The organism is Pseudomonas sp. PME37.24/006 (assembly GCF_055556635.1).
Map to the genome: position 1 here is coordinate 477,725 of NZ_JBVHNL010000004.1, position 26,081 is coordinate 503,805.

Below are 26,081 nucleotides of genomic sequence, written 5' to 3' on the forward strand. Positions count from 1 at the left end.
GCGCGTCAGCCTCGGATGGCCCAGAAGGCCAGGTTCAGACCAGGGAACTGGCCAGCGATATGGAAAGCGAAGCCGCCGGAATGGATCAGTTGCTTCCAGTGGTCGCTGCCCCGATCCAGTTCGAAATAATTGGAGCCAGCGTGATACGGCAACTGCCGTGGTGCGACCGGCAGTGGCAGCAGGCCGATGCCCGGCAACTGCAGGTTGACCAGATCGCGGATGTGCTCCACCGAACCAATCTTGGCCTGCTGCGGGAAGTGCCCACGCAGGCTCTCACCCGGAACGTCCGCACGTACCACCAGGATGAAGCTGGCGGAATCGAGCAGCGACTTATCCGCCAGCATCGCCACGTGCACGCCGAAGGACTTTTCAACGATAGGAATGGGGGTCGCGCGGCTGTCGATGACCATCGACAGCGCCTGACGCAGTGCCAGCATCACTGGCGCGAAGGTGGCGGTCAGGTCGTCGTGCTCATAGACCGGATACTCACCCGGCCGCCGTTCGCTGGCCGTGAAGGTGGCGAACTCACCAGCCAGCGCCACCAGCTCGCGGTACAGTACTTCCGGATGCAGCGGCGTGATACGCGCCAGGTGCGCCACCAGCGGCTGGGCCCGGTTGACCAGTTGCAGCAGCAGGAAATCGGCGATTTCCGAGGCCCCACCGGCACCGGAGGCGACCACTCGACCCGCCAGGGCCTCACCACGCTGATGCAGCAGCCCGAGCAGTTCGTTGCGAAACGCCGAGAGCGGGCGCGAGGCGCTGACGTCGAGCAGCGGCGGGATGTAGTTGTCGTCCAGTAGCAGGCTGCGGTCTTCGCGCTTTTCCACCACGCGCACGACACCGATGGCCGCGTGCTCGTCGAGGCCGTCACGCTCAGTGATCAGGCGCAGGGCCAGGGAGCCGATGGCCACCGGCGCACGGCTCTCCAGTGAGGCATTGTCGTCACGCACCTCGTGCACGCTGCTCTGATAACGGGCCGAGCCCAGGCTCTCGCCGCTTTCCACGGTATCGCGCACACCGGCACGCCGCAGTGGCAGGGCCAGATAGACGATGCCATCACGCAGACTGTCATCAATGTTCAGCGGGGCAGGCGCCGCATCGTTCTCGGGAATGTTGAACGGCGTGCCATCAGGCAACAGGCCCCGCGCGGACAGAATCGCCAGCTTGCCCTGGGTCAGCAACGCGCTGTCGATAAGCACGTGCGAAAAGCCCCAGGCGCCAGGCTGCGAGGCATGGTTGCGGCCTTCGACCAGGGTTTCGATATAGCGATCCTGCTGCTGGAAGTGCTGCGGGCGCAGGAACATTCCCTCCGACCAAACCACACGGTTGTTCCAGGACATGAACGGGTCTCCAGTCACTCAAGAGGGGTCAGCGGCGTGGCGCTGATGGCATAGGCGTCCAGCTGCAGGCGCAAGGCGCTTGCCTGATGGGCAGGAATTTCGATGACCTGGCGCCAGATCGAACGGTCGAGGGCGCGATAGGCCACGACCACGCCAAGGTGGCGAGTAGCATCGTCCAGGGTCAGCGACTTGCGCTGGGTTTCGCCAGGGCGCACCACGAAACGATCATGTTCGATCAGTTCGCTGGCCAGGGTCGCGTCAGCGCGATCAACCAGCGAGAAGAAGTCGGCACGAGAAAAGGTCGAGGCATTGCGCAACTGGTAGACATGCACCCAGACCGGCGCAGCGCCGCCCGCGAGCGCCGGATTGAGATCGCGGCTGGCCTGCAATTGCAGCTCGACGGTAGTGGGTACAGGCTTTTCCGGGCCGGACGCACAGGCGCCGAGCAACAGAAAAACCAGCAGGGTCAGAATCCTTGGCATAACGCTTCCTCAATGATTGCAGCAGGCCCGCGAGCGCGCGGGCCAAATGATCTCAACGGCCTCGCAAGCGTGCGATGTGCTCCTCATAGGCACGACTGAACTCACGGCCGAACAGCTCCTGAAAACCGTCTTCGGCCTCCTGGGAAATGGTCGCGTAGAGTTCGGTGAATAGCTCCCAGTAGTGTGCACGACGACCATTGGGCAACAGCGCCGAGAGCCCGCTCGGCTTGTTCAGACGTCCTTCCAGCTCGCGCGGTTCAAACCGTGCCAGCAAATATTTGATCGCTGCCTGAACGCCAGCCATCAGCGCCAACTGATGGGCACGCAGGTCGTCGAAACTCTCGCCAACCGCCTGATCGGGCGCCATGAAAGCCTGATTGTCGTGACGCAGCAACATCAGCAGCGCCTCATCGACGTTGGGCGCGAACTTCAGCGGATTGTTCTGTACGGGCTGGATCATGGTCTGCGCCATGCGGAACTCGCCCTTGAGGCTGGCACGCGCACGCAACACGTCGATCAGCCCTTCGACCATCAGCCGATAACTGCGCCCGATGGACTCCATCTGTGCGGCCGCCGCCACTCTGTCGAGACGCAGATGCTGCAGACCAGCACCACGCAGGAAAGCCTCCATCAGTTCGCCATCATCAACGGCCGCGGGCGCTGCAGGTGCAGGTGCAGGTGCAGGTGCAGGTGCAGGTGCAGGTGCAGGCTGAGGCGCCGCGACCGGCTCGACAACAGGCAACGGCTGAACCTGCTGCACCGGCGACTCGTTCACGAAGAACGGGGGGATTTCCACTGCCGGCATCGGTGGCGACTCGGCGAACGGATCCGGTACCTCCACGGCTTCGGCACTGGGCAGTTCGGCGAATGGATCGGGAATCAGTTGAGGTGCCGATGCGGCCCGAAGATCGGCGAAAGGATCCCAATCCGCCGGGATCACCGAAGCCGGCGCAGTCACGGGCGCAGCGGTAGCCGCGACTACGGCAGGTGGCGGCTGTGAGGGCCGTGGTGGGCGGAAATCATGCTGCTGGGCCGGCACGTGATCGGAGACCGATGGCGCCACGGCTGCCGGAGGGCTGAGGAAGTCGAACAGATCCGGCTTGGTATCGAATGGCGAATCGCGCCGTGGCGCTGAAGGCGCGGGCGCTGCCTGAGCATTCACCGGCGGCATCTCGAGCGGCTGCGCACTGCGGTTCAGCAACGCCTCGAAGCTGTTGAACGGATCGTCCGTCGCGCCACTGGTCGGTACCGGCGCTGCGGTCAGGGCAATACCGCTGATCTGCACACGGATCTCGTATTCGCCGATCTTCAGCACTTCGCCATCTGCCAGAGGCTCACTGCTGCCGCGGCGCAAACGCGTACCTGCGGCCTGCAGAATCACCCCGTTGGTGCTGGTATCGGTGATGTAGTAGATACCGTCGCGGTACTGGATCACGCAGTGCTGGCTGGACACCAGCCGCTCGGGATCGGGCAGCACCCAATCGTTACCGGCGCTGCGCCCGATTTTCAGCTCACCCCGATCGAGCTCGACCTCGGCCCGTTGCCCGGGCGTCAGTTTGTGATAGGTGGTGATGACCAAACGCAGCGGCATTGCGGCTCCTTGCAGTGCGGTAAAAAAACCATGTTCTTCGAGGGGTGTCGATATGCCAAACGCACTATTTTTTGCCCTTGGCCAATACTGTTCAATGCCCAAGCGGGCATATATTTCCAAGCGGTTGTGAGTCACTGCACAGAAGAAGGAAATACTGTGCCTCACGACAGTTTCTACCGCCTTGCCCTTGCTTGACAATGATCTGAGAGCACTCGGAGAATGATCCGGATTAGCATCGAACCTCGCCTGAATAGTGGCATTGTGCCGCTTTGCGTGATGAATCCAGTCTGACAGGCAGCTCGCCGTCACTGCTTCATTTCAACTTTCAGGCCTGACATGGAGAGCACCTGACGTGGTGGATGTGTCGCACTTGCTCAACGCAGTATCCGACGAAAACCCATGTGGGGAAGACCTCGAATACGATGCCGATTTTCTCGAACTGGAGCGCCTGGCGCTGGGCCAGCCAGAGCGCCAGATGGGCCAGTCGGTCATCGCGGCCGAGCCGCCGGATTGGCGCCAGGTACGCGAACGCGCCAGCGAACTGTTCGCCCGCAGCAAGGATCTGCGTCTCGCCAACCTGTATCTGCAGAGCGCCATCGCCCTCGAAGGCCTGAGCGGCCTGGCACAGAGCCTGACGCTGGTTCGCGAATTGCTCACCCAGTATTGGGACGGTGTGTATCCGCAACTGGATGCTGACGACGATAACGACCCGACCATTCGCATCAACGCGCTCAACGCCCTGAGCGCCGAGCCAGTGATCGTCCTGCTGCGTGAAGCCAGCATCACCCGCTCGCGCGCCTTCGGCTCGGTGAGCATTCGTGCAGCCCTGAACGCCGTGGATCTGCAGCGATTCTCCAGCGAGACGCTCTCCGCCGACCAGCTGCGCGGCGCCTTCCTCGACACCGATGCCGAGCTGCTCGACAGCACCCGCATTGCCCTCGACGAAGCCAGCGCGGCACTGGCCGATATCGAAGGCCTGCTCAGCGAGCGGGTCGGGTCGGCGCAAAGTGCCAACCTCGAAGTGCTCAAGCAGGTGCTGCGCCACACCCGGCAGATTTTCAACGACCAGGCACCAGCCGCAGGCAATGACTCATCGCCTGCCGCCGACACCGACCAGCAGGCCGACGAACAGCCTTCGCAGGGTGCAGCAGAATACACAGCGCGCCAGGCGCCGATAGCGCCGGGACGCATCGCCAGCCGCGACGACGTGCTACGTACGCTCGATCGTCTGCTGGAATATTACGCCCAGCACGAACCTTCCAGTCCGGTGCCGGTCTTACTGACGCGCGCGCAGAAGCTGGTCACCGCAGACTTCGCGGAAATCGTGCGCAACCTGATTCCCGACGGTATGTCGCAGTTCGAAAACCTGCGTGGCCCCGAATACGACTAACGTGCGGTGGATCTTCAGGGAAGCCCCACGCACATCGCTACCGGCCTATGGCCGACGAAGCCAGTGCACATGCACAGGAGGAGCAACATGAGCAGCAATACCAGCAGCCAGAAATTCATCGCGCGCAACCGCGCCCCGCGGGTACAGATCGAATATGACGTAGAGCTGTACGGTGCCGAGAAAAAGGTGCAGTTGCCCTTCGTCATGGGCGTGATGGCCGACTTGGCCGGCAAACCCGCCGAGCCCCAGGCCGCCGTAGCCGACCGCAAGTTCCTGGAAATCGACGCCGACAACTTCGACTCGCGCCTCAAGGCCATGAAGCCGCGCGCGGCGTTCCACGTGCCCAACGCACTGACCGGTGAAGGCAACCTGAGCCTCGACATCACGTTCGAGAGCATGGACGACTTCAGCCCGGCCGCCATCGCCCGCAAGGTCGATTCGCTGAACCAGCTGCTCGAAGCGCGCACCCAACTGGCCAACCTGCTGACCTACATGGACGGCAAGACTGGCGCAGAAGAGCTGATCATCAAGGCGATCAAGGATCCGGCGCTGTTGCAGGCACTGGCTAGCGCGCCCAAGCCCCAAGACAACGAGCCGCAAGCTTAAGAGGATGTCCCGATGGCCCAGTTGATTCAGGATTCCGCGCAAGCGGCCGCCACTACCGAACAGACCAGCGAATTCGCTTCGCTGCTGCTGCAAGAATTCAAACCCAAGACCGAGCGCGCCCGCGAAGCGGTGGAAACCGCCGTACGCACCCTGGCCGAACAGGCACTGGGCAAGACCGACCTGATCTCCGATGACGCGATCAAGTCCATCGAGTCGATCATCGCGGCGATAGATGCCAAGCTGACCGCTCAGGTCAACCTGATCATGCACCACCCGGACTTCCAGCAGCTGGAAAGCGCCTGGCGTGGCCTGCACTACCTGGTCAACAACACCGAGACCGATGAGCAGCTGAAGATTCGCGTGCTCAACATCTCCAAGCCCGAACTGCACAAGACCCTGAAGAAATTCAAGGGTACCGCCTGGGATCAGAGCCCGATCTTCAAGAAGCTCTACGAAGAGGAATATGGTCAGTTCGGCGGCGAGCCTTACGGCTGCCTGGTGGGCGACTACTACTTCGATCAGTCACCACCCGACGTCGAACTGCTCGGCGAAATCGCCAAGATCTCTGCGGCCATGCACTCGCCGTTCATCTCTGCGGCCTCGCCGACGGTCATGGGTATGGGTTCCTGGCAGGAGTTGTCCAACCCGCGCGACCTGACCAAGATCTTCACCACCCCCGAGTACGCCGGCTGGCGCTCGTTGCGTGACTCCGAGGACTCGCGCTATATCGGCCTGACCATGCCGCGCTTCCTGGCTCGCCAGCCGTACGGTGCGAAGACCGATCCCGTCGAAGAATTCGCCTTCGAGGAAGAAACCGACGGCGCCGACAGCAGCAAGTACACCTGGGCCAACTCGGCATACGCCATGGCGGTCAACATCAACCGTTCGTTCAAGCTGTACGGCTGGTGCTCGCGCATCCGCGGTGTGGAATCGGGCGGTGAAGTACCGAACCTGCCGGCGCACACCTTCCCCACCGACGACGGTGGCGTGGACATGAAGTGCCCGACCGAAATCGCCATCTCCGACCGCCGTGAAGCGGAGCTGGCGAAGAACGGTTTCATGCCGCTGCTGCACAAGAAGAACACCGACCTGGCTGCCTTCATCGGTGCCCAGTCGCTGCACAAGCCTGCCGAGTACGACGATCCGGACGCCACCGCCAACGCCAACCTGGCCGCGCGCCTGCCGTACCTGTTCGCCACCTGCCGCTTCGCTCACTACCTGAAGTGCATCGTGCGCGACAAGATCGGCTCGTTCAAAGAGCGCGACGAGATGCAGCGCTGGCTGCAGGATTGGATCCTCAATTACGTCGACGGTGATCCGGCGCACTCAACCGAAACCACCAAGGCCCAGCACCCGCTGGCCGAAGCCGAAGTGGTGGTCGAGGAAATCGAGGGCAACCCCGGTTACTACAGCTCCAAGTTCTATCTGCGCCCGCACTACCAGCTCGAAGGGCTGACCGTGTCGCTGCGCCTGGTATCCAAACTGCCTTCGGCCAAGGGGGCCTGAGGTTCGTCACTGTGGCGTCCGCTCTCGCGGACGCAGTTGAAACAGAGTGGCAAAAGCCACGAAAGGAGGAATGATGGCTGTTGATATGTTCATCAAGATTGGCGACGTCAAGGGCGAGTCCAAGGACAAGACCCATGCCGACGAAGTCGATGTACTGGCCTGGAGCTGGGGCATGAGCCAATCCGGCTCGATGCATGTAGGCGGTGGCGGCGGTGCCGGCAAGGTCAACATTCAGGATCTGTCGCTGACCAAATACGTCGACAAATCCAGCCCCAACCTGATGATGGCCTGCTCCAGCGGCAAGCATTATCCGGAAGCCAAGCTGACCATCCGCAAGGCCGGTGGCGATTCTCAGGTCGAGTACCTGATCATCACCCTGAAGGAAGTTCTGGTGTCTTCCATCAGCACTGGCGGTAGCGGTGGCGAGGATCGCCTCACCGAAAACGTCACCCTGAACTTCGCTCAGGTGCTGGTCGACTATCAGCCGCAGAAAGCCGACGGCGCCAAAGAGGGCGGCCCGGTCAAATACGGCTGGAACATCCGCCAGAACGTCAAGGTATAACCCCCGCCCGAGCTTCGGGCGTACATCAATGCCCGGCACCACGCCGGGCATTGATGGTTTTGACCATAGCGAATTTTCAATGGCCCGCAACGCACCTCGCTCCACGGCGAGCCCCGCGGGCCTGATGGCTAACGCATTGCAGCGGTAGCCGCGCCAGTACAGGGAACGACGATGACTGCCGAAGAACACCTGCGTAACGCACGGCTCGAAGAGGCACTGAAGGCGCTGCAGGATCAGATTCGAGCGCTGCCTGCCAAGGCTGAGCTCCGGGTATTCCTGTTCCAGTTGCTGGCCGTGATGGGCCAGTGGAGCCGCGCCCAGAATCAGCTGAAGGTAGTCGGCGAGCTGGATGCAGCCTGCCTCCCCATGGTGCAGACCTACAGCACCGCGCTGAACTGCGAAGCCCTGCGCGAGCAGGTTTTCGCCGGTAAAACCACCCCCGTCGTTCTTGGCGAACCCGCTGAGTGGGTGGCACCGCTGATCCTGGCCCTAGAGCAGGATGCTCAGGGCAACACCGCCGCAGCCCAGAGCCTGCGCGACCAGGCCTTCGAAACCGCCGCAGCGGTACCGGGCAAGCTCGACGACGTCCCCTTCTCCTGGATGGCCGATGCCGACCCGCGCCTCGGCCCGGTGCTCGAGCTGATCGTCAATGGCCGCTACGTCTGGCTGCCCATGGAAAACATCGCCAGCCTCAACCTGGAAGCACCCAGCGATCTGCGTGACCTGGTCTGGCTGCCGGCTCAGGTGAATCTGACCAATGGCGGCAGCACCGTGGCGCTGATTCCCAGCCGCTATCCCGGCAGCCACACTAGCACCGACGGTGCGCTGCGCCTGGCGCGTAAGACCGAATGGCAGGACACCGGCCTGCCGCTCGGCCAGCGTCTGTTCGCCTTTGATGGGGGCGAACAGGCCCTGTTCGATGTCCGTACGCTGAGCTTCGATCATGGGAATGCAGCGGCATGGCCGACCTGAAACGTCAGGAACGCCTGCAGCCCGCTCTGCTCGATCGTCTGCTCGACGATGATCCGAGCAACCAGGCGGAAAGCGTCGACAAGCGCGTGCTGACCCTCAACCAGTTGCGCGCCTCGGTGCTGCGCGACCTGGCCTGGCTGTTCAACACCGTGGCACCGCTGACCAGCGACAATGAAGCGCAGAGCCGGGCCGGCAGCTCGGTGGTCAACTTCGGCCTGCCACCACTGGCAGGTCACAGTGCCTCGAGTATCGACATACAGGCGGTGGAACGCCTGCTGACCAAGGCCATCGCCGACTTCGAGCCACGCATCGTGCGCTCCTCGCTGCGCGTGCGCGCGCGTCAGGAAGCCGAAGAGATGAGCCACAACTCCCTGAGCTTCGAGATCGAAGGCGACCTCTGGGCGCACCCCATGCCGCTTCGCCTGCTGCTCACCACTGAGCTGGATCTGGAAACCGGCCACGTTCAGGTACTACCTGCCGACGCATCACGGAGACGACGATGAACCCGCGCCTGCTCGGCTACTACAACCAGGAACTGCAACACATCCGCGAGAGCGCCGAAGAGTTCGCTGGCGAATTCCCGAAGATCGCCAGCCGCCTGACGCTGTCGGGCGTGGAATGCGCCGATCCCTATGTGGAACGCCTACTCGAGGGCTTCGCCTACCTGACCGCACGGGTGCAGCTCAAGCTCGACGCCGAGTACCCGACCTTCACCCACAACCTGCTGGAGATCGCCTACCCGCACTACCTGGCACCGACCCCGTCGATGACCGTGGTGCAACTGTGCGCCGATCCCAACGAAGGCTCTCTGAGTAGCGGTTTCACCCTCGAGCGCGGTGCATCGCTACGGGGCCTGCTCGGCAGCGAAGCCCAGACCGCCTGCGAATACCGCACTTGCCAGCCAGTCACGCTCTGGCCGCTGGAAGTGACCCAGGCCAGCTATTTCGGCAACCCGACGACGCAGCTCGGCCGCCTTGCCGCCAGCGAACCCGGTGCCAAGGCCGGCTTGAAACTGCGCCTGCGCACTGGCGCCGGCCTGCCCTTCAATGCCCTGGATCTGGATACCCTGACGTTCTTCCTGCACGGCGCCGACGAGCAACCCTTCCGTCTTTACGAACAATTGCTCGGCAATGCCTGTGCCCTGTTCGTGCGCGCGGTGGATGGCTCGTGGGTCGAGCGTCTGCCACCCGACAGCCTGCGCCCACGCGGCTTCGACGACCAGGACGCCGCGCTACCAGTGGTGCCCCGCGCGTTCCAGGGTTATCGCCTGCTGCAGGAATACTTCGCCCTGCCGAACCGTTTCCTGTTCGTCGAACTGACTGGGCTTAAACGCGCCGTGCAACGCAACGCCAGCCAGGAGCTGGAGATCGTGGTGCTGTTCAATCGCCTCGACAACAGCCTGGAAAACAGCATCGGCGCCGAGCAGTTCCGCCTGTTCTGCACCCCGGCGATCAACCTGTTCGCCCGGCGTGCCGACCGCATTCACCTCAGCGACCGCGTTCACGAACACCAGATCATCGCCGACCGCACACGCCCGCAGGACTTCGAGATCCATTCGATCACCGAAGTCAGCGGCCATGGCAGCGGCCCGGAGCAACCGTTCCAGCCGTTCTATGCGGTGCGCGACCCTTCTCGCTACGGCCGCGAACAGGCCTGGTACAGCCTGCGCCGCGAGCCTCGCGTGCTGTCGAGCAAGCAGCGTCGTAACGGCCCGCGCTCCACGTACATTGGCAGCGAAACCTTCATCTCCCTGGTCGACACCAACCAGGCGCCTTATCGTCACGATCTGCGCCAGCTGGGCATCGCCGCGCTGTGCACCAATCGCGATCTGCCGCTGTCGATGCCGATCGGCGGGACGCGCAGCGATTTCACCCTGGAGGACAGTGCGCCCGTGGTCGCGGTGCGCTGCCTGGCCGGCCCCAGCCGACCGCGGGCCAGCCGCGCCCATGACGCCAGTGCCTGGCGCCTGATCAGCCAGCTGTCACTCAATTACCTGTCGCTCAGCGAACAGGGCCAGGGCGCCGCCGCACTGCGTGAGTTGATGCGCCTGTACGGCGACGCTGGCGACAATGCCCTGCAGTTGCAGATCGACGGCCTGCGCCAAGTCAGCAGCAAGGCCTGCACGCGGCGCCTGCCGATGCCCGGGCCGATCGTTTTCGGTCGCGGCCTGGAGATCGGCCTGGAGTTCGACGAGAACGCCTTCCGCGGTACCGGAGTGTTCCTGCTCGGTTCGGTACTGGAACGCTTCCTGACACGTTACGTATCGATCAACAGCTTTACCGAAACGGTGCTGCGCACCACCGAGCGGGGCGAAGTGATGCGCTGGAGGGCCAAGCCCGGATGTCGGCCGACCCTGTAAACACCCTGGCGGCGATGGCCGAAGCGCCCTGGAACTATGACTTCTTCCAGGCCATGCGGCGCATCGAGTGCGAATACCCAGAGCGCCCGCGCCTCGGCCATTCCGTGCGCCTGGTCGACGACCCGCTGCGGCTTGGCCAGAAACCGGACTGCGGCTTTGCGCCCTCGACCCTGGCCAGCGTCATCCACGACAGCACCGGCACGCCGCGCATCGAGCAGTTCTTCTTCGGCCTCACCGGCCCCAACGGCCCGCTACCGCTACACCTGACCGAACATGCCCGCGAGCGCCAGCGGCACCATGGCGACGCCACCTTCAAGCGTTTTCTTGACGTTTTCAATCATCGCCTGCTGACCCTGTTCTACCGCGCCTGGGCCGAAGCACGACCCACCGTCAGCCAGGATCGTGCGGACGACGACTACTGGTCACCACGCCTCGGCGCCCTGTCCGGCCGCGGTATGCACAGCCTCATGGGCCAGGGCCCGATCGACGACGCCGCACGCTATTACTTCACCGGCCACCTGGCCGCGCAGACCCGCTATCCGGACGGCCTGCAGGCGATCCTCAGCGAGTACTTCGGCGTGCCGGTGGCCCTCGAGGAATATGTCGGCCAATGGCTGCAACTCCCGGAATACAGCCGCCTGGGCGCCTCGACCTGCACACTCGGCGTGGATCTGTGCCTGGGTACCCACGTGTGGGATCGGCAACACAAGTTTCGCCTGCGCATGGGCCCGTTGAGCCTGGCGCAGTACAGGCGGTTTCTGCCCGATCAGCCGCTGCTCGCCGAGCTGGCAGCCTGGGTGGCCGAATACGTCGGCATGGAACTGGACTGGGACACCAACCTGGTGCTCAAACAGGAGGAAGTACCGCAGGCCAACCTGGCCGGTGGTTACCGACTCGGCTTCGACATCTGGCTCGGGCAACCGACTGAGGACGCCGAGGACCTCTACCTCAGCAGTGGCCACTGCACATTCGCGGAAGCGTGCTGATGGCCAATCAGGTCTTTGCCAACAACATGGAAATTTCCTGCAGGTCGGCCAGCGGAAAATCCGTCGCCGCCTTTCCGGACGTTTGCTTCACCCCGCCGCAGGCACCGCCCACACCTATGGGCGTACCGATTCCCTACCCCAATACCGGGCTGGCGAAAGATCCCAGTCGCGGTACGCGCAGCGTGAAGATCACCCGCAAGGAAGTGATGCGCAAGAACAAGAACTTCTTCAAGACCAGTTACGGTGATGAGCCTGGCTGCGCACCGAAGAAAGGCATTCTTACCGGCAAGATCAAGGGCAAGGTGTACTTCACCAGTTGGTCGATGAACGTCAAGGTCGAAAGCCTCAACGTCGTCCGCCATATGGATCTGACCACTCACAACCATGGCTCCATGCCCGGCAATACGCCGCCCTGGCCGTACATGGATGAAATAGCCATGGCCGTCATGAACTGTGACGAGGCCCTGGAACGTACACCGGTAAAAAATCATAGCGAGCAACAGAAGCGCTGCCAGGCCATCAAGCAGGAGACTGAAGTGGAATACCAATCCCACCATGTCATCCAGAATTCGCACCTCTGCTATCCGCGCGGCACCACGCTCACGGAAATCTGCCCAGGGTATGACGAAGCGCTGGCGCCCTGTATCGCGCTAGAGGACGGTACCGATCCGAGTACCGACCACGGCCGGGTATCGCAGATGCAGAAGGCGGATGCCAAGCGCTACCGGGATGCCTATAAGCACAAGCAGACCAGCCCGACCTATCAGGACGCACGAGCCGACGCCAAGCGTCAGTTGATCGAGCCGGGGCCCGGCCCGGGTCTCAGCGCAAACGATGCCGAATGCGTGCTGCGTGAGGTCGACAAGCAATTTCACCAGATGTGCAAAAGCAGCATGCAGAAGCCCAAGCAATTCGAGCTGCGAGCGCCCGGCACTCGTGGAGCAGCGTTGCCGCAGAAAGTCATTGCGAAGAAAGCCCAAAAATCAAAATTGTTCTGATAAGGACGTTTTCAATGAGCGATTCACGTCAAGTCAGCATCGTCACCATACATGGCAACGGCCAAGGACAGGCCGATGTTCTGTTGAACGTCTACGAACCACCTCTAGAACCCGACGCGATCATTTCCTGCATCCATAGCGTTGCCTATGACGACGAGGGGCTGAGTGCTACCTCGTTATTCGAGGTCGATCACTGGCTGACCCATATGCATCGTCGGGGTGACTGGATCGCCGCCTGCTCCATGGATGGCCATATCCACTATTTCGATGGCATCCACTGGCAGACGCTACAGACCACGACAGAAGATGGCTTCAACGCCGTGTTCGTCGCCAGCCCGGGGAGCATTTATGCCGCCGCGCTGGACGGTTCCATACGCCTGATCGAGAACCATCACGAGCAGATCGTTTCAGCGGCGGGCGGCAAGCGCCTCAATGCACTGCACGGCTGTGCCAGCGATTGCCTGTATGCCGTCGGCGATGGTGGGCGCGTGGTTCACTTCGACGGCAGTCGCTGGAGCGAAATCGAGCCGTTCACCAACATCAGCCTGCTGGCTGTGCTGTGCATAGCCGACGATCAGGTCGTCATTGCCGGGACCAAAGGAGGTCTCTGGATCGGCCATGGCGATATCTGGCAGCAACTCGATGCCGCTGACTACACCATCACCAGCCTTGCTGTGCAGCAGGACCAAATCTGGCTTGCAGCAGGAGCCAACGGTGTATTCAAACTGGACGGCGATCAATTGCAGGAAAGCAAACAGGCCCCCCTATATCGGCTGGCGGCCAATGATGCGCACCTGATGGCGGTTGGCGGAGAGATCTTCGCCTGGTGGGACGGACATCAGTGGCAAGGTTGGCGTTATGAAATCGACTGACCGACCTGCCGTCACCGCAAAGACACCAGATGCAGTAAGCAACGGACATAAGTCATTAGGTAAAGGAGCACACCATGAGTGAAATCAGTCGCGCCGCGCTATTCGGCAAATTGAACAGCGTCGCCTACAAGGCCATCGAAGCAGCCACCGTATTCTGCAAGCTGCGTGGCAACCCCTACGTCGAGCTGAGCCACTGGCTGCATCAGATCCTGCAATTGCAGGACTCCGACCTGCACCAGATCGTGCGTCAGTTCAGCATCGAGCCGGGCCGCCTGGCCAAGGACATCACCGAAGCCCTGGATCGCCTGCCGCGCGGCTCCACATCGATCACCGACCTGTCCTCCCACGTCGAGGAAGCGGTCGAGCGCGGCTGGGTCTACGGCAGCCTGATGTTCGGCGAAAACCAGGTACGCACCGGCTATCTGGTGGTCGGCATTCTCAAGACACCGAGCCTGCGCAATGCCTTGTTGGCCATCTCCCGCGAGTTCGACAAGGTCAAGGTCGAGACCCTCACCGAGCGTTTCGACGAGATCGTCGGCGCATCACCGGAGAACGCTCTGAGCGCCACCGACGGTTTCGATGCCGGTGCGGTGCCGGGTGAAGCCAGCGGCGCCATGGCCCCGGCAGCGATGGGCAAGCAGGAAGCGCTCAAGCGCTTCACCGTCGACCTCACCGAACAGGCGCGCAGCGGCAAGCTCGACCCCATCGTCGGGCGCGACGACGAGATTCGCCAGCTGGTCGACATCCTCATGCGTCGCCGTCAGAACAACCCGATCCTCACTGGCGAGGCCGGGGTGGGCAAGACCGCAGTGGTCGAAGGTTTCGCCTTGCGTATCGTCGCCGGCGACGTACCGCCAAGCCTCAAGGACGTCGAGCTGCGTAGCCTGGACGTCGGCCTGCTGCAGGCCGGCGCGAGCATGAAGGGTGAATTCGAACAGCGCCTGCGCCAGGTCATCGAAGACGTACAGAGCTCACCGAAGCCGATCATCCTGTTCATCGACGAAGCCCACACTCTGGTCGGCGCCGGTGGCGCGGCCGGTACCGGTGATGCCGCCAACCTGCTCAAGCCCGCGCTGGCCCGGGGCACCCTGCGTACCGTGGCCGCCACCACCTGGGCGGAATACAAGAAACACATCGAGAAAGACCCTGCGCTAACCCGCCGTTTCCAGGTCGTGCAGGTGGACGAACCCTCCGAGCACCGTGCGATCCTGATGATGCGCGGCGTCGCCTCGACCATGGAAAAACACCATCAGGTGCAGATCCTCGACGAAGCCCTGGAGGCTGCCGTCAAGCTTTCGCACCGCTACATTCCGGCCCGTCAGTTGCCGGACAAGTCGGTCAGCCTGCTCGACACCGCCTGCGCTCGCGTAGCCATCAGCCTGCACGCCGTGCCGGCCGAGGTGGACGACAGCCGTCGACGCATCGAGTCCCTCGAGACCGAGCGAGCGATCATCGGCCGCGAACAAGCCATTGGCGTCACCATCGGCAGCCGCCTGCTGGACGTCGATACGGCGCTGGCCGAAGAGCGCCTGCGCCTGGTCACCCTGGAAACCCGCTGGGCTGACGAGAAGGCGCTGGTCGACGAACTGCTGGCCACCCGTGCCCGCTTGCGCGCCGCTGCCGAGCCGGTGGACGACACCAGCCGTGAAGCGGGCGCCGAACAGCCGGCCCTGAACGACGAGCAACGCGCTGCACTGCGCGATACCCTCGTCGATCTGCAGCAGCGTCTCAGTGCCCTGCAGGGCGAGGCGCCATTGATTCTGCCGACCGTGGATTACCAGGCGGTCGCCTCGGTGGTCGCCGACTGGACGGGCATCCCGGTCGGGCGCATGGCACGCAACGAGCTGGAAACCATCCTCAAGCTCGACCAGCACCTGAAAAAACGCATCATCGGCCAGGATCATGCCCTGGAGATGATCTCCAAGCGCATCCAGACCTCCCGTGCCGGCCTGGACAACCCCAACAAGCCGATCGGCGTGTTCATGCTCGCGGGCACCTCCGGCGTGGGCAAGACCGAAACCGCCCTGGCCCTGGCCGAAGCTCTCTACGGCGGCGAGCAGAACGTCATCACCATCAACATGAGCGAGTTCCAGGAAGCGCACACGGTTTCCACCCTCAAGGGTGCGCCACCGGGCTACATCGGCTACGGCGAAGGCGGCGTGCTGACCGAAGCGGTACGTCGCAAACCCTATAGCGTGGTGTTGCTCGACGAGGTGGAGAAAGCTCACCCGGACGTGCACGAGATCTTCTTCCAGGTGTTCGACAAGGGTGTGATGGAAGATGGCGAAGGCCGTCAGATCGACTTCAAGAACACCCTGATCCTGCTCACCACCAACGCCGGTACCGAGATGATCGCCGGGCTGTGCAGTGACCCGGAGCTGATGCCCGAACCCGAAGGCATCGCCAAGGCACTGCGCGAACCCCTGTTGCAGATCTTCCCGCCAGCCCTGCTCGGCCGCCTGGTGACCATCCCCTACTACCCACTTTCCGATGACATGCTCAAGGCCATCACCCGCCTGCAACTCGAGCGCATCAAGAAACGCATCGAAAGCACCCACAAGGTGCCGTTCGATTACGACGATAGCGTGATCGATCTGGTGGTTTCGCGCTGCACCGAGAACGAGAGTGGCGGTCGGCAGATCGACGCCATCCTGACCAACAGCATGCTGCCGGACATGAGCCGCGAGTTCCTGACCCGCCTGCTCGAGGGCAAACCGCTGAGCGGGGTGCAAGTAACGCAGCAGAACAACGAGCTGCATTACAGCTTCGAACAGACGCCGTGAGCCCCACGATGCTGACTGCGACAGAGGACGCTAGATGGCAATAACCCAGAGCGCACGCATGGCCGTCGTCACTAGCCCCTTGGGTGGCGACGTGCTGGTGCTGCGAAGAATGGAGGGCCGGGACGAACTCAGCCGCCCCTTCGCCTACGAACTGGCGCTGATTTCCGAAGATCATGCGCTGCCACTCGATGCCCTGCTGGGCAAGCCGATGGGGCTGACCCTGCAACTGGCCGACGGCAGCGACCGCTACTTCCACGGCATCGCTGCACGCTGCAGCCAGGCGGCTGGTAGCGGCCAGTTCGCCAGCTACCGGGTCAGCCTCAAGCCCTGGTTATGGCTGCTGTCGCGTACGTCAGACTGCCGCATCTTCCAGAACAAGACGGTGCCGGATATCGTCAAGCAGGTCTTCCGCGACCTGGGTTTCTCCGACTTCGAAGACTCCCTCACCCGCTCCTATCGGGAGTGGGAGTACTGCGTGCAGTACCGCGAAACCAGTCTCGACTTCGTCAGCCGACTACTCGAGCAGGAAGGCATCTACTACTACTTCCGCCACGAGCAGGCCCGCCACGTGCTGGTGCTGTGCGACGCCTATGGCGCACACCGGGCGGCCCCTGGCTACGCCAGCGTGCCCTACTTCCCGCTGGAAGATCAGATGCGCGAACGCGACCACATCTACGACTGGCACCTCAACCACGAAGTGCAGTCAGGTTCGCTGGAACTCAACGATTACGACTTTCAACGCCCCAGCGCACGCCTGGAAGTACGCTCGATCGTCTCGCGACCGCATAGCAACGCCGGGCATCCACTGTTCGACTACCCCGGTGAATACGTCCAGAGCAAGGACGGCGAGCAATACGCACGCAATCGCATCGAGGCCATTCATACCCAGTACGAGCGCGTACAGTTGCGCAGCAACGCGCGCGGGATCGGTGCCGGTCACCTGTTCAGCATGACTGGCTACCCACGCGCCGATCAGAACCGCGAATACCTGACGCTCAGCGCCGACTACCAGATCGTGCAGGAAGCCTTCGAGAACAACACCAGCGACGAGCCGCTGCAGTTCGACAGCCGCCTGGAGTGCATCGATGCCAGCCAGGTTTTCCGCCCGCTACCACTGACCGTGCAGCCGATCGTGCAGGGGCCGCAGACGGCCATGGTGGTCGGCCCGCAAGGCGAGGAAATCTGGACCGACTCGTTCGGCCGGGTGAAGGTGCACTTCTACTGGGATCGTCACGACCAGTCCAACGAGAACAGCTCCTGCTGGATCCGCGTATCGCAGAACTGGGCCGGCAAGAACTGGGGCTCGATCCAGATTCCGCGTATTGGTCAGGAAGTCATCGTTAGTTTTCTGGAAGGCGACCCTGACCGGCCGATCATCACCGGTCGCGTCTACAACGCCGAACAAACCGTGCCTTACGATCTACCTGCCAACGCCACCCAGAGCGGCATCAAAAGCCGCTCCAGCAAGGGTGGCACGCCAGCGCAGTTCAATGAAATCCGCATGGAGGACAAGAAGGGCGAAGAGCAGCTGTACATCCATGCCGAACGTAACCAGGACATCGTCGTCGAGCTGGACGAGACCCACGCCATCGGCCGCGACCGCAGCAAGTCCATCGGCCGCAACGAGACGGTCGATGTCGGCGCCAACCGCACCAAGAAGATCGCCCGCAACGAGCGATACAGTATCGGCCACAACAAGACGGTGAACATCGGACGCTTCAAGGTCGAGAGCATCGGCATGGCCAAGATGACCAACGTCGGCCTGGGCTATAACCGCAACATCGGCATGGCGATGTTCTCGGCAGTGGGCATGAACCGCACCGATTTCGTCGGCAAGACCTGGGCCGTCTCGGCCGGCGACAAGATCGAGTTCAAGGTCGGCAGCTCGCAACTGACCCTGACGCCGGATGCCATCTACCTCAGTGCCAAGGACATCCACTTCAAGGCGCAGGAGTATCTGCACGCCGATGCCCCGTCCGATATCCTGCTCAACTCGGGTACCGCGCAGCCAGCGCCAGAACACAGCGGCAAGGCGGAGCCCGGCTCGCAGGTCGGTGCACTCGCAGCGGTCACTGGCGTTCTGCGCGACCTCGGTTCGCAGGCCGCACCGAGCGCCCAGGGTAATGACAAGCGCCCGGGCGCCGAAGCACAGGGCAGCCTCTCGTTGAGGAGCAATGCACCCGCGGCGGCCGATACGCCTGCCGCCGTTACCACCGGCCTCGGCAGCGCAGTGGATCGCATTGCCGCCCAGTCACCCGCGCTGCAGGAGGATCTGCGCTCGCTGCAGGAGCAAGGCTGGGATATCGAATACGGCCCTGCAGGCGCAGGGACATACGTGAGTCAGGAAGGTGACGTGAGCCGGATCGTCATCGACGGCGACATGCGTGGCTCGCCCGCCACAGTGACCCAACTGCTGGCTCACGAGGTGGGCCATGCCACCAATCCCTACGAGGAGAATCTTTCCTCCAAGGCTGCTTACGTCAGCGGTGCTCTGCAAGACGAGGGCGCTGCGGTGCTGAACAACATCAAGGTACAACGGGAGATCATCGCCAGCGGCGGTCCGGACATCAGCATCAATGGTTCGGCGGCCAACCATGCGGCTTACAACGCGGCCTACGACCAGCTCGTCAGCAGCGGCGATACAGGTGCAGCCCGCAAGGCCGTCGGCCAGGTGTGGGGCAGCGAAACCTCATCGGTCAAGGTCGACGGCCAGTTCGTCACGTACAACGATTATTACGGCAGCTGGTATGACGATAACGTCGACGATTAAGCGGCCCTTTTTCAGGCTCTTTGCCTACCTGCTCGTAGCGAGCACGGCAGCCTGTTCAACAGCGAACGAGAACCAACGGATGAACCAAGCCTCTTTCACGCTCTGGCAAACCATCGAGAAACTGGCGCAGCAAGGGCCGCTGACCAAGACCAAGATCGAGCAGACACTGGGCAGCACCTTGCAGCTGGACAAGCAGGATGAGCACCGCACCCGCTGGATTGGTGGCGAGGTTGTCCTGCAAGGCAACGTGCGCATCGCGCAGACTGGTTTAACGGTGCTCAACAAGGAGCATGCGGCTCGCCAGAGCACCGTCGGCCTGTTTCTGACCGGTGCCTGCATAGGCCGCCATGACATAGAAGCGCAGTATGGTGAACTGCTTCTGGTCTCGGCCCCGCGTGGCCGCTCACCGCACGAGACGAGCGTTTGGGAAAGCGCACGCCCCTGGGGCCAACTGCGCTTCGCGTTCAAGCAGAACAACCCCGAGTGCCTGCACAGCGTGTCGATCATTCCAGCCGCGCAATCGATACCTGGCGAAGCTTGATTCATAGCGAACGGACATAGCGTGCAGATCGATAATCGCAGTGGTTTCCCCCATGCCTGGTTCGAGAAAACCGGCCCAGGCGACGTCGTTTACGACGTACTGGTGCTGCGCGGCACCTTCGCGCTGACCGGTAGCTATCTTCCACTACCGCGGGCCGATGTGCAGGCACCCATCGTCTATGCCGATGAGTACGATGGCCATCCCGAAGCCAACCCCCTGCAAAGCGTGCTGCGCCGCGAAGGCGACCTGACGCTGCTCAAACCGGCCAGTGATATCTACGTCACGGGTACCGCCCGTAGCGAAGGCGGTGTCGCCCTACCTGGCTGGCTCGCCGGCATTCGCGTCGGCACACGGCGCAAGCTGCTGCAACTGCACGGCCCGCGGCGCTTCGAACGCCACGGGCAGGAGTGGCGCCTGAGCAGCGCTGAACCCGTCAACCAGGTGCCCCTCGACTACCGCTATGCCTTCGGTGGCTGCTACAGCGTGATGGCGAGCGAACAGAGCCCGGTAGAGCGGGTGTACAACCCCGATAATCCCGCCGGGTGCGGCTGGCTGCCCGGCGAGGCCGACCTGCAAACCGTGTCCCCCGAGGCCCAGGCGCAGATACGCCAATGGCTGGAGGGCGTAAGCGAGCTGCCGGCGCCACAGATCGAGGACGTCGATGCGCCAATCACCAGCCCCCATGACGCGCTGCCGCCACAAGGCTTTGCCCCCCTCGCCCGCTGGAGCCAGGCACGCCTGCAATACGCCGGCACCTACGACGAACACTGGCAGCGCGAGCGCTATCCCCTGCTGCCCGACGACTTCGACGAACGCTTCTACCAGGCGGCGCCGCCTGAGCTGATCCAGCCCGGCTACCTGACCGGCGACGAATTCATCTCCCTGCTCGGCATGCTGCCTGAGGGCCTGACGCATTTCCGTCTGCCCGGGATCCTCGCGCTGGTATCGCTGACCCCGTTCCACGGCCGTACCCGACAAGGGCCGCTGGTGCTCGACACCGTGGCCATCGACCTGGATGCCCGGCACGTCTCGCTGATCTGGCGCGGCACCTTCGAGCGCGGCGAGCCCTGGCAGCGGCTGGCGATCGGCACGCTGGACGTTCCCCTGGTACAGGAGGACGTGCATGGCACTTGAGATAGACATATCGGCAGGCCGGTACCACAACGCCGACCTGTTCCGTAAGAACTTCGGTATCGACAGCGCCGAACAGGCCGCAGGCGCCCTGAACAATCTGGATAGCCTGTATGCCCGTGGCGGCCACCCCTGGGAAGCCTTCACCGCCAACGGCGAATACTTTCCGGGCCAGCGCGAGAGCTTCGACAAGACCGCCAGGCAGGTCAAGGATCTGTACGACAAAGGGGTCTACAAGGATGGCGAGCTGGCGGAGTCAAAACCGACGGAGGACGGCAAGGATCTCGTGGGCAACGCCCGCCACGCCGCCAACGACAGCCATGAATGGAAAGCCGTCTGCTCGGTACCGGACTTCTGCAAGGTCGGCAATGCCGTGGTGCCCTTCGACAGCTTCGCCACCATTGGCAATCAGACCCAGTCCTCATCGGACGTGAAAGCCCAGGGCGTGCCGGTGTATCGAGTCGGCGACCTGCACAAGGGCGTCCAGGGCGATGCCGGTTCCCACGTGGTCGCCGGTACTTCGCTCGGCGGCGGCTACGTCAAGTTTCTCAGCGGCCAGAACGACGTCAAGGTCAACGGTATCCCGCTGGTGCGCCAGGACAGCACCTGCCTGGTCAATTGCAATGGCGCAGGTATCGGCGGTGCGCTGGGCAAGGTCGTCACTACACAGCGCGGCGCAGATACCCAGGCCGAAAAAACCGCCGAGGAGACCACCCCGGAACTGCAGGCGCTGCTCGACGCCGAAGCCGACGAGCGCTCGCTGTGGGAGAAGACCAAAGACTTCGGTTCCGGCGCCTGGAGCAGCACCAAACGCATAGCCGAGGCCAGCGTTGACGACCCGCTGGATACCGGCGTTGGTGTACTCAAGGGCATTGGCAACCTGCCTACAGATCTCTGGAACCTCGGCGTGATGGCCAGCAAATACAGCTCGGCGGCGGGCATCCCCCCTATCGCACTGCGCGCACATGCTATGGAAAAGGCCGCCCTTGCCGCCCACCAGGCCGGCGACCTGACCAAGGCCAACGAACTGGCCAGCCAGGCCAGCAAGATGATGAACGCGGGCTACGCCGGGGATTTGTTCGAGCTGACCAGCGATGCACAGACCGGTGGCTCTGTACTGTCGATGTTCATACCCGGCAGCGTGGTGGTGAAGGGGGCGAGTAGAGCGGGCAAGGCAGCACGTGGAGTGCGAGTTCTGGATGAGGCGGCCGACGCCGAGAAAGCCGCAGATGTAGGCAAGAGTTCGGGCCCAGGGGTGCACGTCAAGGCGGCAACAGGCGAGAAGGCGGCACATGAGGCCATGGTAGGTAAAGGATACGAGCCTCTGGGTAAAACGGACGGCAATTACAAGCCCGGGCAGAACGGCATTGATGGTGTCTACAAGAATTCAAACCCGCCTCCCGAGTACATCATCACCGAGGCGAAGTACGGCTCATCGCAGCTCAACAAGAGATTGGCCGATGGCACAAATCAGATGGATGATGCCTGGGTAAGAAACCGATTGGATGCACAAGTTGGTAAAAGGCAGGCTGATGCCATTCGCGCGTCCATGCGCCGCGGAGATGTTCAAAAGTGGGTACTTCGTGTTGGCGAGGATGGCAAGGTAAACGCCAAGCTGGTTGACAGTGCAGGTAACGTAATCAGAGGCAATGCTGGGAAAGTTCCGAATTTTTAAAGGAAATAATTGATGACTCGTGACAACGTGAAAACGACGGCGTATTTCGATGAATGGATTGATTACGATCAAGATGTAATCCAACAAATACTCGACGAACTAGGGTCCAACTCCTTGGCGCCATATGGCAGAGTTCAAGCGGCATATGACCTTGCCAGGAAAATTCTTGATCGCATCATAATGCGCTACTCAAGAGGGGATAGCCTTACCGGTTTTCGCGATGACCTCGAAAGCCTGTTGGCTGCCCGTGAGCAACTGAAGTTACTGTGCGATGCATTGCCATCGGACGAGCAAAAGAACCGTTTCCAATATGAGCGACTGAGTTTCGACAACTACCTGGATTTCTTCTGGTGGCTCTCTCTGGCCGTCTGTCTCGATATGGACGAAGCACACCTTGAGCGCGTAATCGCGCTGATCAACAACGCAGGCCAGGACGCGCTACTGGATCGTATCGCTGTGAAACTCGGCGCTCATCAGCGTGCCGTATCCAACGAATTGGTGTTCCCCAAGCAATATGCGCTGTTGCTGCAAGCACTGGATGCGCCTTCGCAAGAGCAATCCAATCTGGTCAAGAAATTCCTCGACGGCTGGTACAAAGGCAACAAGAACCTTGCAGCGTGGTACGACAACCATAAGGGCGAAGACACCGGCTACGTTGGTTATTGGTGCTTTGAAGCCGCACTGGTAGTGAAGCTATTTGGAATAGACGATTCGTCTTTCAGAACGCATGCGCACTATCCGGCTGACTTAGTTCACAACACCTGATTTCTATGGCATCGCTTCACCCGCAATCGCCTGCACCGATATGGGATGTGAATCAGTGATTCGTATCGGTCAGGCTGCTAATCAGGCACAGGTCTGCTTCGCCACCATCGGCAATCAGACCTAGTCTTCGCTCGACGTCAAACGTCGGCTACCTGCACAAGGGCCTCTAGGGCGATGCCGGTTCCCACGTGGTAGCCGGCACCTCGCTCGGCAGCGGCTACGTCAAGTTCCTCAGCGGCCAGAACGACGTCAAGGTCAACGGTAGTCCCGTGGTGCGCCAGGACAGCACCACCTGCCTGGTCAATTGCAATGGCGCAGGTGTCGGTGGTGCGCTGGGCAAGGCCGTCACCACCCAGCGCGGCGCAGATACCCAGGCCGAAAAAACCGCCGAGGAGACCAACCCGGAACTGCAGGCGCTGCTCGACGCCGAAGCCGACGAGCGCTCGCTGTGGGAGAAGACCAAAGACTTCGGATACGGCGCCTGGAGCAGCACCAAACGCATAGCCGAGGCCAGCGTTGACGACCCGCTGGATACCGGCGGCGTACTCAAGGGCATCGGTAACCTGCCTACGTATCTCTGGAACCTCGGGGTGATGGCCAGCAAATACAGCTCGGCGGCGGGTATCCCGCCTATCGCGCTGCGCGCCCAGGCCATGGAAAAGGCAGCCCTTGCCGCCCACCAAGCCGGCGACCTGACCAAGGCCAACGAACTGGCCAGCCAGGCCAACAAGATGATGAACGCAGGCTACGCCGGGGATTTGTTCCAGCTGACCAGCGATGCACAGACCGGTGGCTCTGTACTGTCGATGTTCATACCCGGCAGCGTGGTGGTGAAGGGGGCGAGTAGAGCGGGCAAAGCGGTGCGTGGGGCACATGCGCTGGATTCAGCGGTCGATGCGAGAGCCGCAGGAACAAAAGCCCAACAAGGTGTACATATTGCGCCTCGAAGCACAGCCTGGACGGAGCTTGCGAAAAAAATCAGAGCCTACATCAAAGATGTCGAAGCTCGCACCGGTCGGAAGATCCCTGAAAACCAAAGAAAATTGCTTGAGCAAGACCTACGATCCAATAAGTACCAGCGCTTAGATGTGGAGGCCGCAGCGGCGCACCGGACTGACTTCAATCGAGTGGAAAACGATTTGATTTCAGAGTGGGAAAAAAATACAAATCAGAAATGGCCAAGGTATAGCGAGGATGTACTCTCGAAAAACGGCTCCGTTATTCGACGTGTTGGACAACCCTACGATGCACATCACTTGATTGAATCCAGCTACGGCGGACCCAATAAATGGTGGAATATGCATCCAGCCAGATTCCCAGATCAACATCAGGGCGGAATACATAGATCGGGCAGCCCGGCCCGAGACTTATTCGAAAAGTGAGAGCAAATCATGAGCATGTACCTGGATTATCAAAATGCGAAGGGCAAAGGTTCCTTAATCGACAGGATGATTCCAATTTCGCCAAATGGTGAGGCCGCTATCCGTGCCATTTACCCAGCCATTCCCAATGACTACATTGACTTCCTGTTGGCTGTTGGAGCAGGAGAGATTGGTGATGCCGCATTCGAGCTCTACAGCGGGCCAGTTGAACCTGAAGAAATCTATGGGGATAGCGATGGCGTCGAAAACGTTCTGCTCATAGGCGATGACCTTCAGGGCTACAACGTGGGTTACGACATAGATACATGGAATGTGGTCGAGATCGACCCGACGAATCGCAGCACTCGGAAAGTGGCATCAAATTTTGAGAGTTTCATACGAACACTTGTCATTACTTACTCCTAATCTTAATAATTTGCATCGAGAAAAAACAATAGATATAAAGTCTGCTTAGAATAGAAACAGGCAATGTCATCTTGGTTAAGTATCCCGGTGATTACCACTGCGGGATGGGTTGCTTTCGTTATATGCCTTCACTATGACAGGACGAGCTACAACGATGATCACTTGAAAGCTGTTCAGCAATACGCACTCTCATCAGCATGTAAGAGCTCCCGACATGTCGTCATGCGTTTGATTCGGCTCACCGCACCTATGTCGCAACGTTAATCACAGTACGGGCCTGTTCTAGAATCGTCTCCATGAACAAACCACGCTCCAGCCTCCTGACTGCTCTCTCCATCTTCGCCATCACGGCCTATATCGGCATATTCCTTGATGCCCGTGGTAACCCGGCCTAAAACAAACCGCTGGAGTGGCTGTTCGCCCCGACGAACGCTCGCTGTGGGAGAAGACCAAGGACTTCGGTTCCGGCGCCTGGAGCAGCACCAAGCGAATCGCCGGAGCGAGTACTGACGACCCGTTAGATACCGGCGTCGGCGTGCTTAAGGGCATCGGCAACCTGCCCACCGACCTATGGAACCTGGGCGTGATGGCCAGCAAGTACACATCGGTGGCTGGTATCCCACCCGTAGCCGTACGCGCCAACGCCATGGAAAAGGCAGCCGTTGCCGCCCATCAGGCCGGCGATCTGGCCAACGCCAATGAGCTTGCCCGTCAGGCAAGCCAGCTAATGAGTGCAGGTACCACAGGTGATCTGTTCGAACTGAACAGCGATGCGCAACAAGGCGGCTCTTTCCTATCGATGTTGATACCCGGCAGCGTGGTGGTGAAGGGTGCGAGTAGAGCCGGCAAGGCAGCACGTGTACTGGATACTGCAGCGGATGCAACAAGGGGGCCGACGTAGCATCGGATGCGGGTGGTTTGGGGCGGCGCCTGCCGGAGTCCGCCAAGGAAGCAGAAAAAGCCGC

Annotated in this window: 20 protein-coding genes and 2 pseudogenes; 19 read left to right on the forward strand and 3 right to left on the reverse strand. The window is 61.7% G+C overall.

Annotation, left to right across the window (positions count from 1 at the left end; all coding sequences use genetic code 11):
- Nucleotides 1–5 precede the first annotated feature (5 nt).
- Genes tssK through tagH form a run of 3 tightly spaced genes read right to left on the reverse strand, consistent with a single transcriptional unit; the run spans nucleotide 6 to nucleotide 3,413 of the window.
- On the reverse strand, nucleotides 6–1,340 hold the full coding sequence (gene tssK, locus ACZ3GY_RS18310; protein ID WP_465911436.1) for a type VI secretion system baseplate subunit TssK: 1,335 nt from the start codon (nucleotides 1,338–1,340) through the stop codon (nucleotides 6–8).
- 14 nt (nucleotides 1,341–1,354) lie between these two features.
- Complete coding sequence (gene tssJ / locus ACZ3GY_RS18315) at nucleotides 1,355–1,822, reverse strand: type VI secretion system lipoprotein TssJ (RefSeq protein ID WP_465911438.1); 468 nt, start codon at nucleotides 1,820–1,822, stop codon at nucleotides 1,355–1,357.
- Nucleotides 1,823–1,874: 52 nt separating this feature from the next.
- Nucleotides 1,875–3,413 (reverse strand): type VI secretion system-associated FHA domain protein TagH, encoded by a 1,539-nt coding sequence (gene tagH, locus ACZ3GY_RS18320; RefSeq protein WP_465911439.1) that lies wholly within the window; start codon nucleotides 3,411–3,413, stop codon nucleotides 1,875–1,877.
- A 352-nt stretch (nucleotides 3,414–3,765) separates the two neighbouring features.
- Between tagH and tssA the strand changes: the two genes are divergently transcribed.
- From tssA to ACZ3GY_RS18415, 19 genes and pseudogenes are all read left to right on the forward strand, one after another.
- On the forward strand, nucleotides 3,766–4,803 hold the full coding sequence (gene tssA, locus ACZ3GY_RS18325) for a type VI secretion system protein TssA (protein WP_463562747.1): 1,038 nt from the start codon (nucleotides 3,766–3,768) through the stop codon (nucleotides 4,801–4,803).
- Nucleotides 4,804–4,890: 87 nt separating this feature from the next.
- Nucleotides 4,891–5,409 (forward strand): type VI secretion system contractile sheath small subunit, encoded by a 519-nt coding sequence (gene tssB, locus ACZ3GY_RS18330; RefSeq protein ID WP_042553512.1) that lies wholly within the window; start codon nucleotides 4,891–4,893, stop codon nucleotides 5,407–5,409.
- 12 nt (nucleotides 5,410–5,421) lie between these two features.
- Complete coding sequence (tssC, locus tag ACZ3GY_RS18335) at nucleotides 5,422–6,915, forward strand: type VI secretion system contractile sheath large subunit (protein ID WP_225837344.1); 1,494 nt, start codon at nucleotides 5,422–5,424, stop codon at nucleotides 6,913–6,915.
- Nucleotides 6,916–6,988: 73 nt separating this feature from the next.
- Nucleotides 6,989–7,477: an Hcp family type VI secretion system effector gene (locus tag ACZ3GY_RS18340; RefSeq protein WP_131179927.1), complete on the forward strand. Its 489-nt coding sequence runs from the start codon at nucleotides 6,989–6,991 to the stop codon at nucleotides 7,475–7,477.
- Nucleotides 7,478–7,648: 171 nt separating this feature from the next.
- Nucleotides 7,649–8,449: a type VI secretion system accessory protein TagJ gene (locus ACZ3GY_RS18345; RefSeq protein ID WP_465911442.1), complete on the forward strand. Its 801-nt coding sequence runs from the start codon at nucleotides 7,649–7,651 to the stop codon at nucleotides 8,447–8,449.
- Complete coding sequence (gene tssE / locus ACZ3GY_RS18350) at nucleotides 8,437–8,952, forward strand: type VI secretion system baseplate subunit TssE (protein WP_465911443.1); 516 nt, start codon at nucleotides 8,437–8,439, stop codon at nucleotides 8,950–8,952. Before ACZ3GY_RS18345 ends, tssE begins: the two co-directional genes overlap by 13 nt.
- Nucleotides 8,949–10,808 carry a type VI secretion system baseplate subunit TssF gene (gene tssF / locus ACZ3GY_RS18355; RefSeq protein ID WP_465911445.1) on the forward strand — a complete coding sequence of 620 codons (1,860 nt, stop codon included), beginning with the start codon at nucleotides 8,949–8,951 and terminating at the stop codon, nucleotides 10,806–10,808. Before tssE ends, tssF begins: the two co-directional genes overlap by 4 nt.
- Nucleotides 10,790–11,794, forward strand: coding sequence for a type VI secretion system baseplate subunit TssG (gene tssG, locus ACZ3GY_RS18360; protein WP_463566159.1), 1,005 nt, complete (start codon nucleotides 10,790–10,792; stop codon nucleotides 11,792–11,794). Before tssF ends, tssG begins: the two co-directional genes overlap by 19 nt.
- Nucleotides 11,794–12,225, forward strand: a pseudogene (locus ACZ3GY_RS18365) (DUF4150 domain-containing protein); the annotation flags it as partial. The gene tssG and the pseudogene ACZ3GY_RS18365, both read left to right, overlap by 1 nt.
- 581 nt (nucleotides 12,226–12,806) lie before the next feature.
- The gene (locus ACZ3GY_RS18370; protein WP_465911448.1) at nucleotides 12,807–13,664 is read left to right on the forward strand and encodes a beta propeller repeat protein; all 858 of its coding nucleotides are present in this window, start codon (nucleotides 12,807–12,809) and stop codon (nucleotides 13,662–13,664) included.
- Nucleotides 13,665–13,738: 74 nt separating this feature from the next.
- On the forward strand, nucleotides 13,739–16,447 hold the full coding sequence (gene tssH / locus ACZ3GY_RS18375; RefSeq protein WP_465911450.1) for a type VI secretion system ATPase TssH: 2,709 nt from the start codon (nucleotides 13,739–13,741) through the stop codon (nucleotides 16,445–16,447).
- Nucleotides 16,448–16,481: 34 nt separating this feature from the next.
- Nucleotides 16,482–18,329 (forward strand): annotated as a pseudogene (locus ACZ3GY_RS18380) (type VI secretion system Vgr family protein); the annotation flags it as partial.
- Nucleotides 18,330–19,296: 967 nt separating this feature from the next.
- Nucleotides 19,297–19,758, forward strand: a complete 462-nt coding sequence (locus ACZ3GY_RS18385) for a hypothetical protein (RefSeq protein WP_465911451.1) — start codon at nucleotides 19,297–19,299, stop codon at nucleotides 19,756–19,758.
- Nucleotides 19,759–19,779: 21 nt separating this feature from the next.
- Nucleotides 19,780–20,892: a DUF2169 family type VI secretion system accessory protein gene (locus tag ACZ3GY_RS18390; RefSeq protein ID WP_465911453.1), complete on the forward strand. Its 1,113-nt coding sequence runs from the start codon at nucleotides 19,780–19,782 to the stop codon at nucleotides 20,890–20,892.
- On the forward strand, nucleotides 20,882–22,564 hold the full coding sequence (locus ACZ3GY_RS18395; protein ID WP_465911454.1) for a hypothetical protein: 1,683 nt from the start codon (nucleotides 20,882–20,884) through the stop codon (nucleotides 22,562–22,564). Before ACZ3GY_RS18390 ends, ACZ3GY_RS18395 begins: the two co-directional genes overlap by 11 nt.
- Nucleotides 22,565–22,576: 12 nt before the next feature.
- Nucleotides 22,577–23,329, forward strand: a complete 753-nt coding sequence (locus ACZ3GY_RS18400) for a PoNi-like cognate immunity protein (protein ID WP_465911455.1) — start codon at nucleotides 22,577–22,579, stop codon at nucleotides 23,327–23,329.
- 188 nt (nucleotides 23,330–23,517) lie between these two features.
- Complete coding sequence (locus ACZ3GY_RS18405; protein ID WP_465911456.1) at nucleotides 23,518–24,711, forward strand: hypothetical protein; 1,194 nt, start codon at nucleotides 23,518–23,520, stop codon at nucleotides 24,709–24,711.
- A 9-nt stretch (nucleotides 24,712–24,720) separates the two neighbouring features.
- Nucleotides 24,721–25,116, forward strand: a complete 396-nt coding sequence (locus tag ACZ3GY_RS18410) for an SMI1/KNR4 family protein (RefSeq protein WP_463562759.1) — start codon at nucleotides 24,721–24,723, stop codon at nucleotides 25,114–25,116.
- Between the two features lie 409 nt (nucleotides 25,117–25,525).
- Nucleotides 25,526–26,017 (forward strand): hypothetical protein, encoded by a 492-nt coding sequence (locus tag ACZ3GY_RS18415; RefSeq protein ID WP_465911457.1) that lies wholly within the window; start codon nucleotides 25,526–25,528, stop codon nucleotides 26,015–26,017.
- The last annotated feature ends 64 nt before the right edge of the window (nucleotides 26,018–26,081 follow it).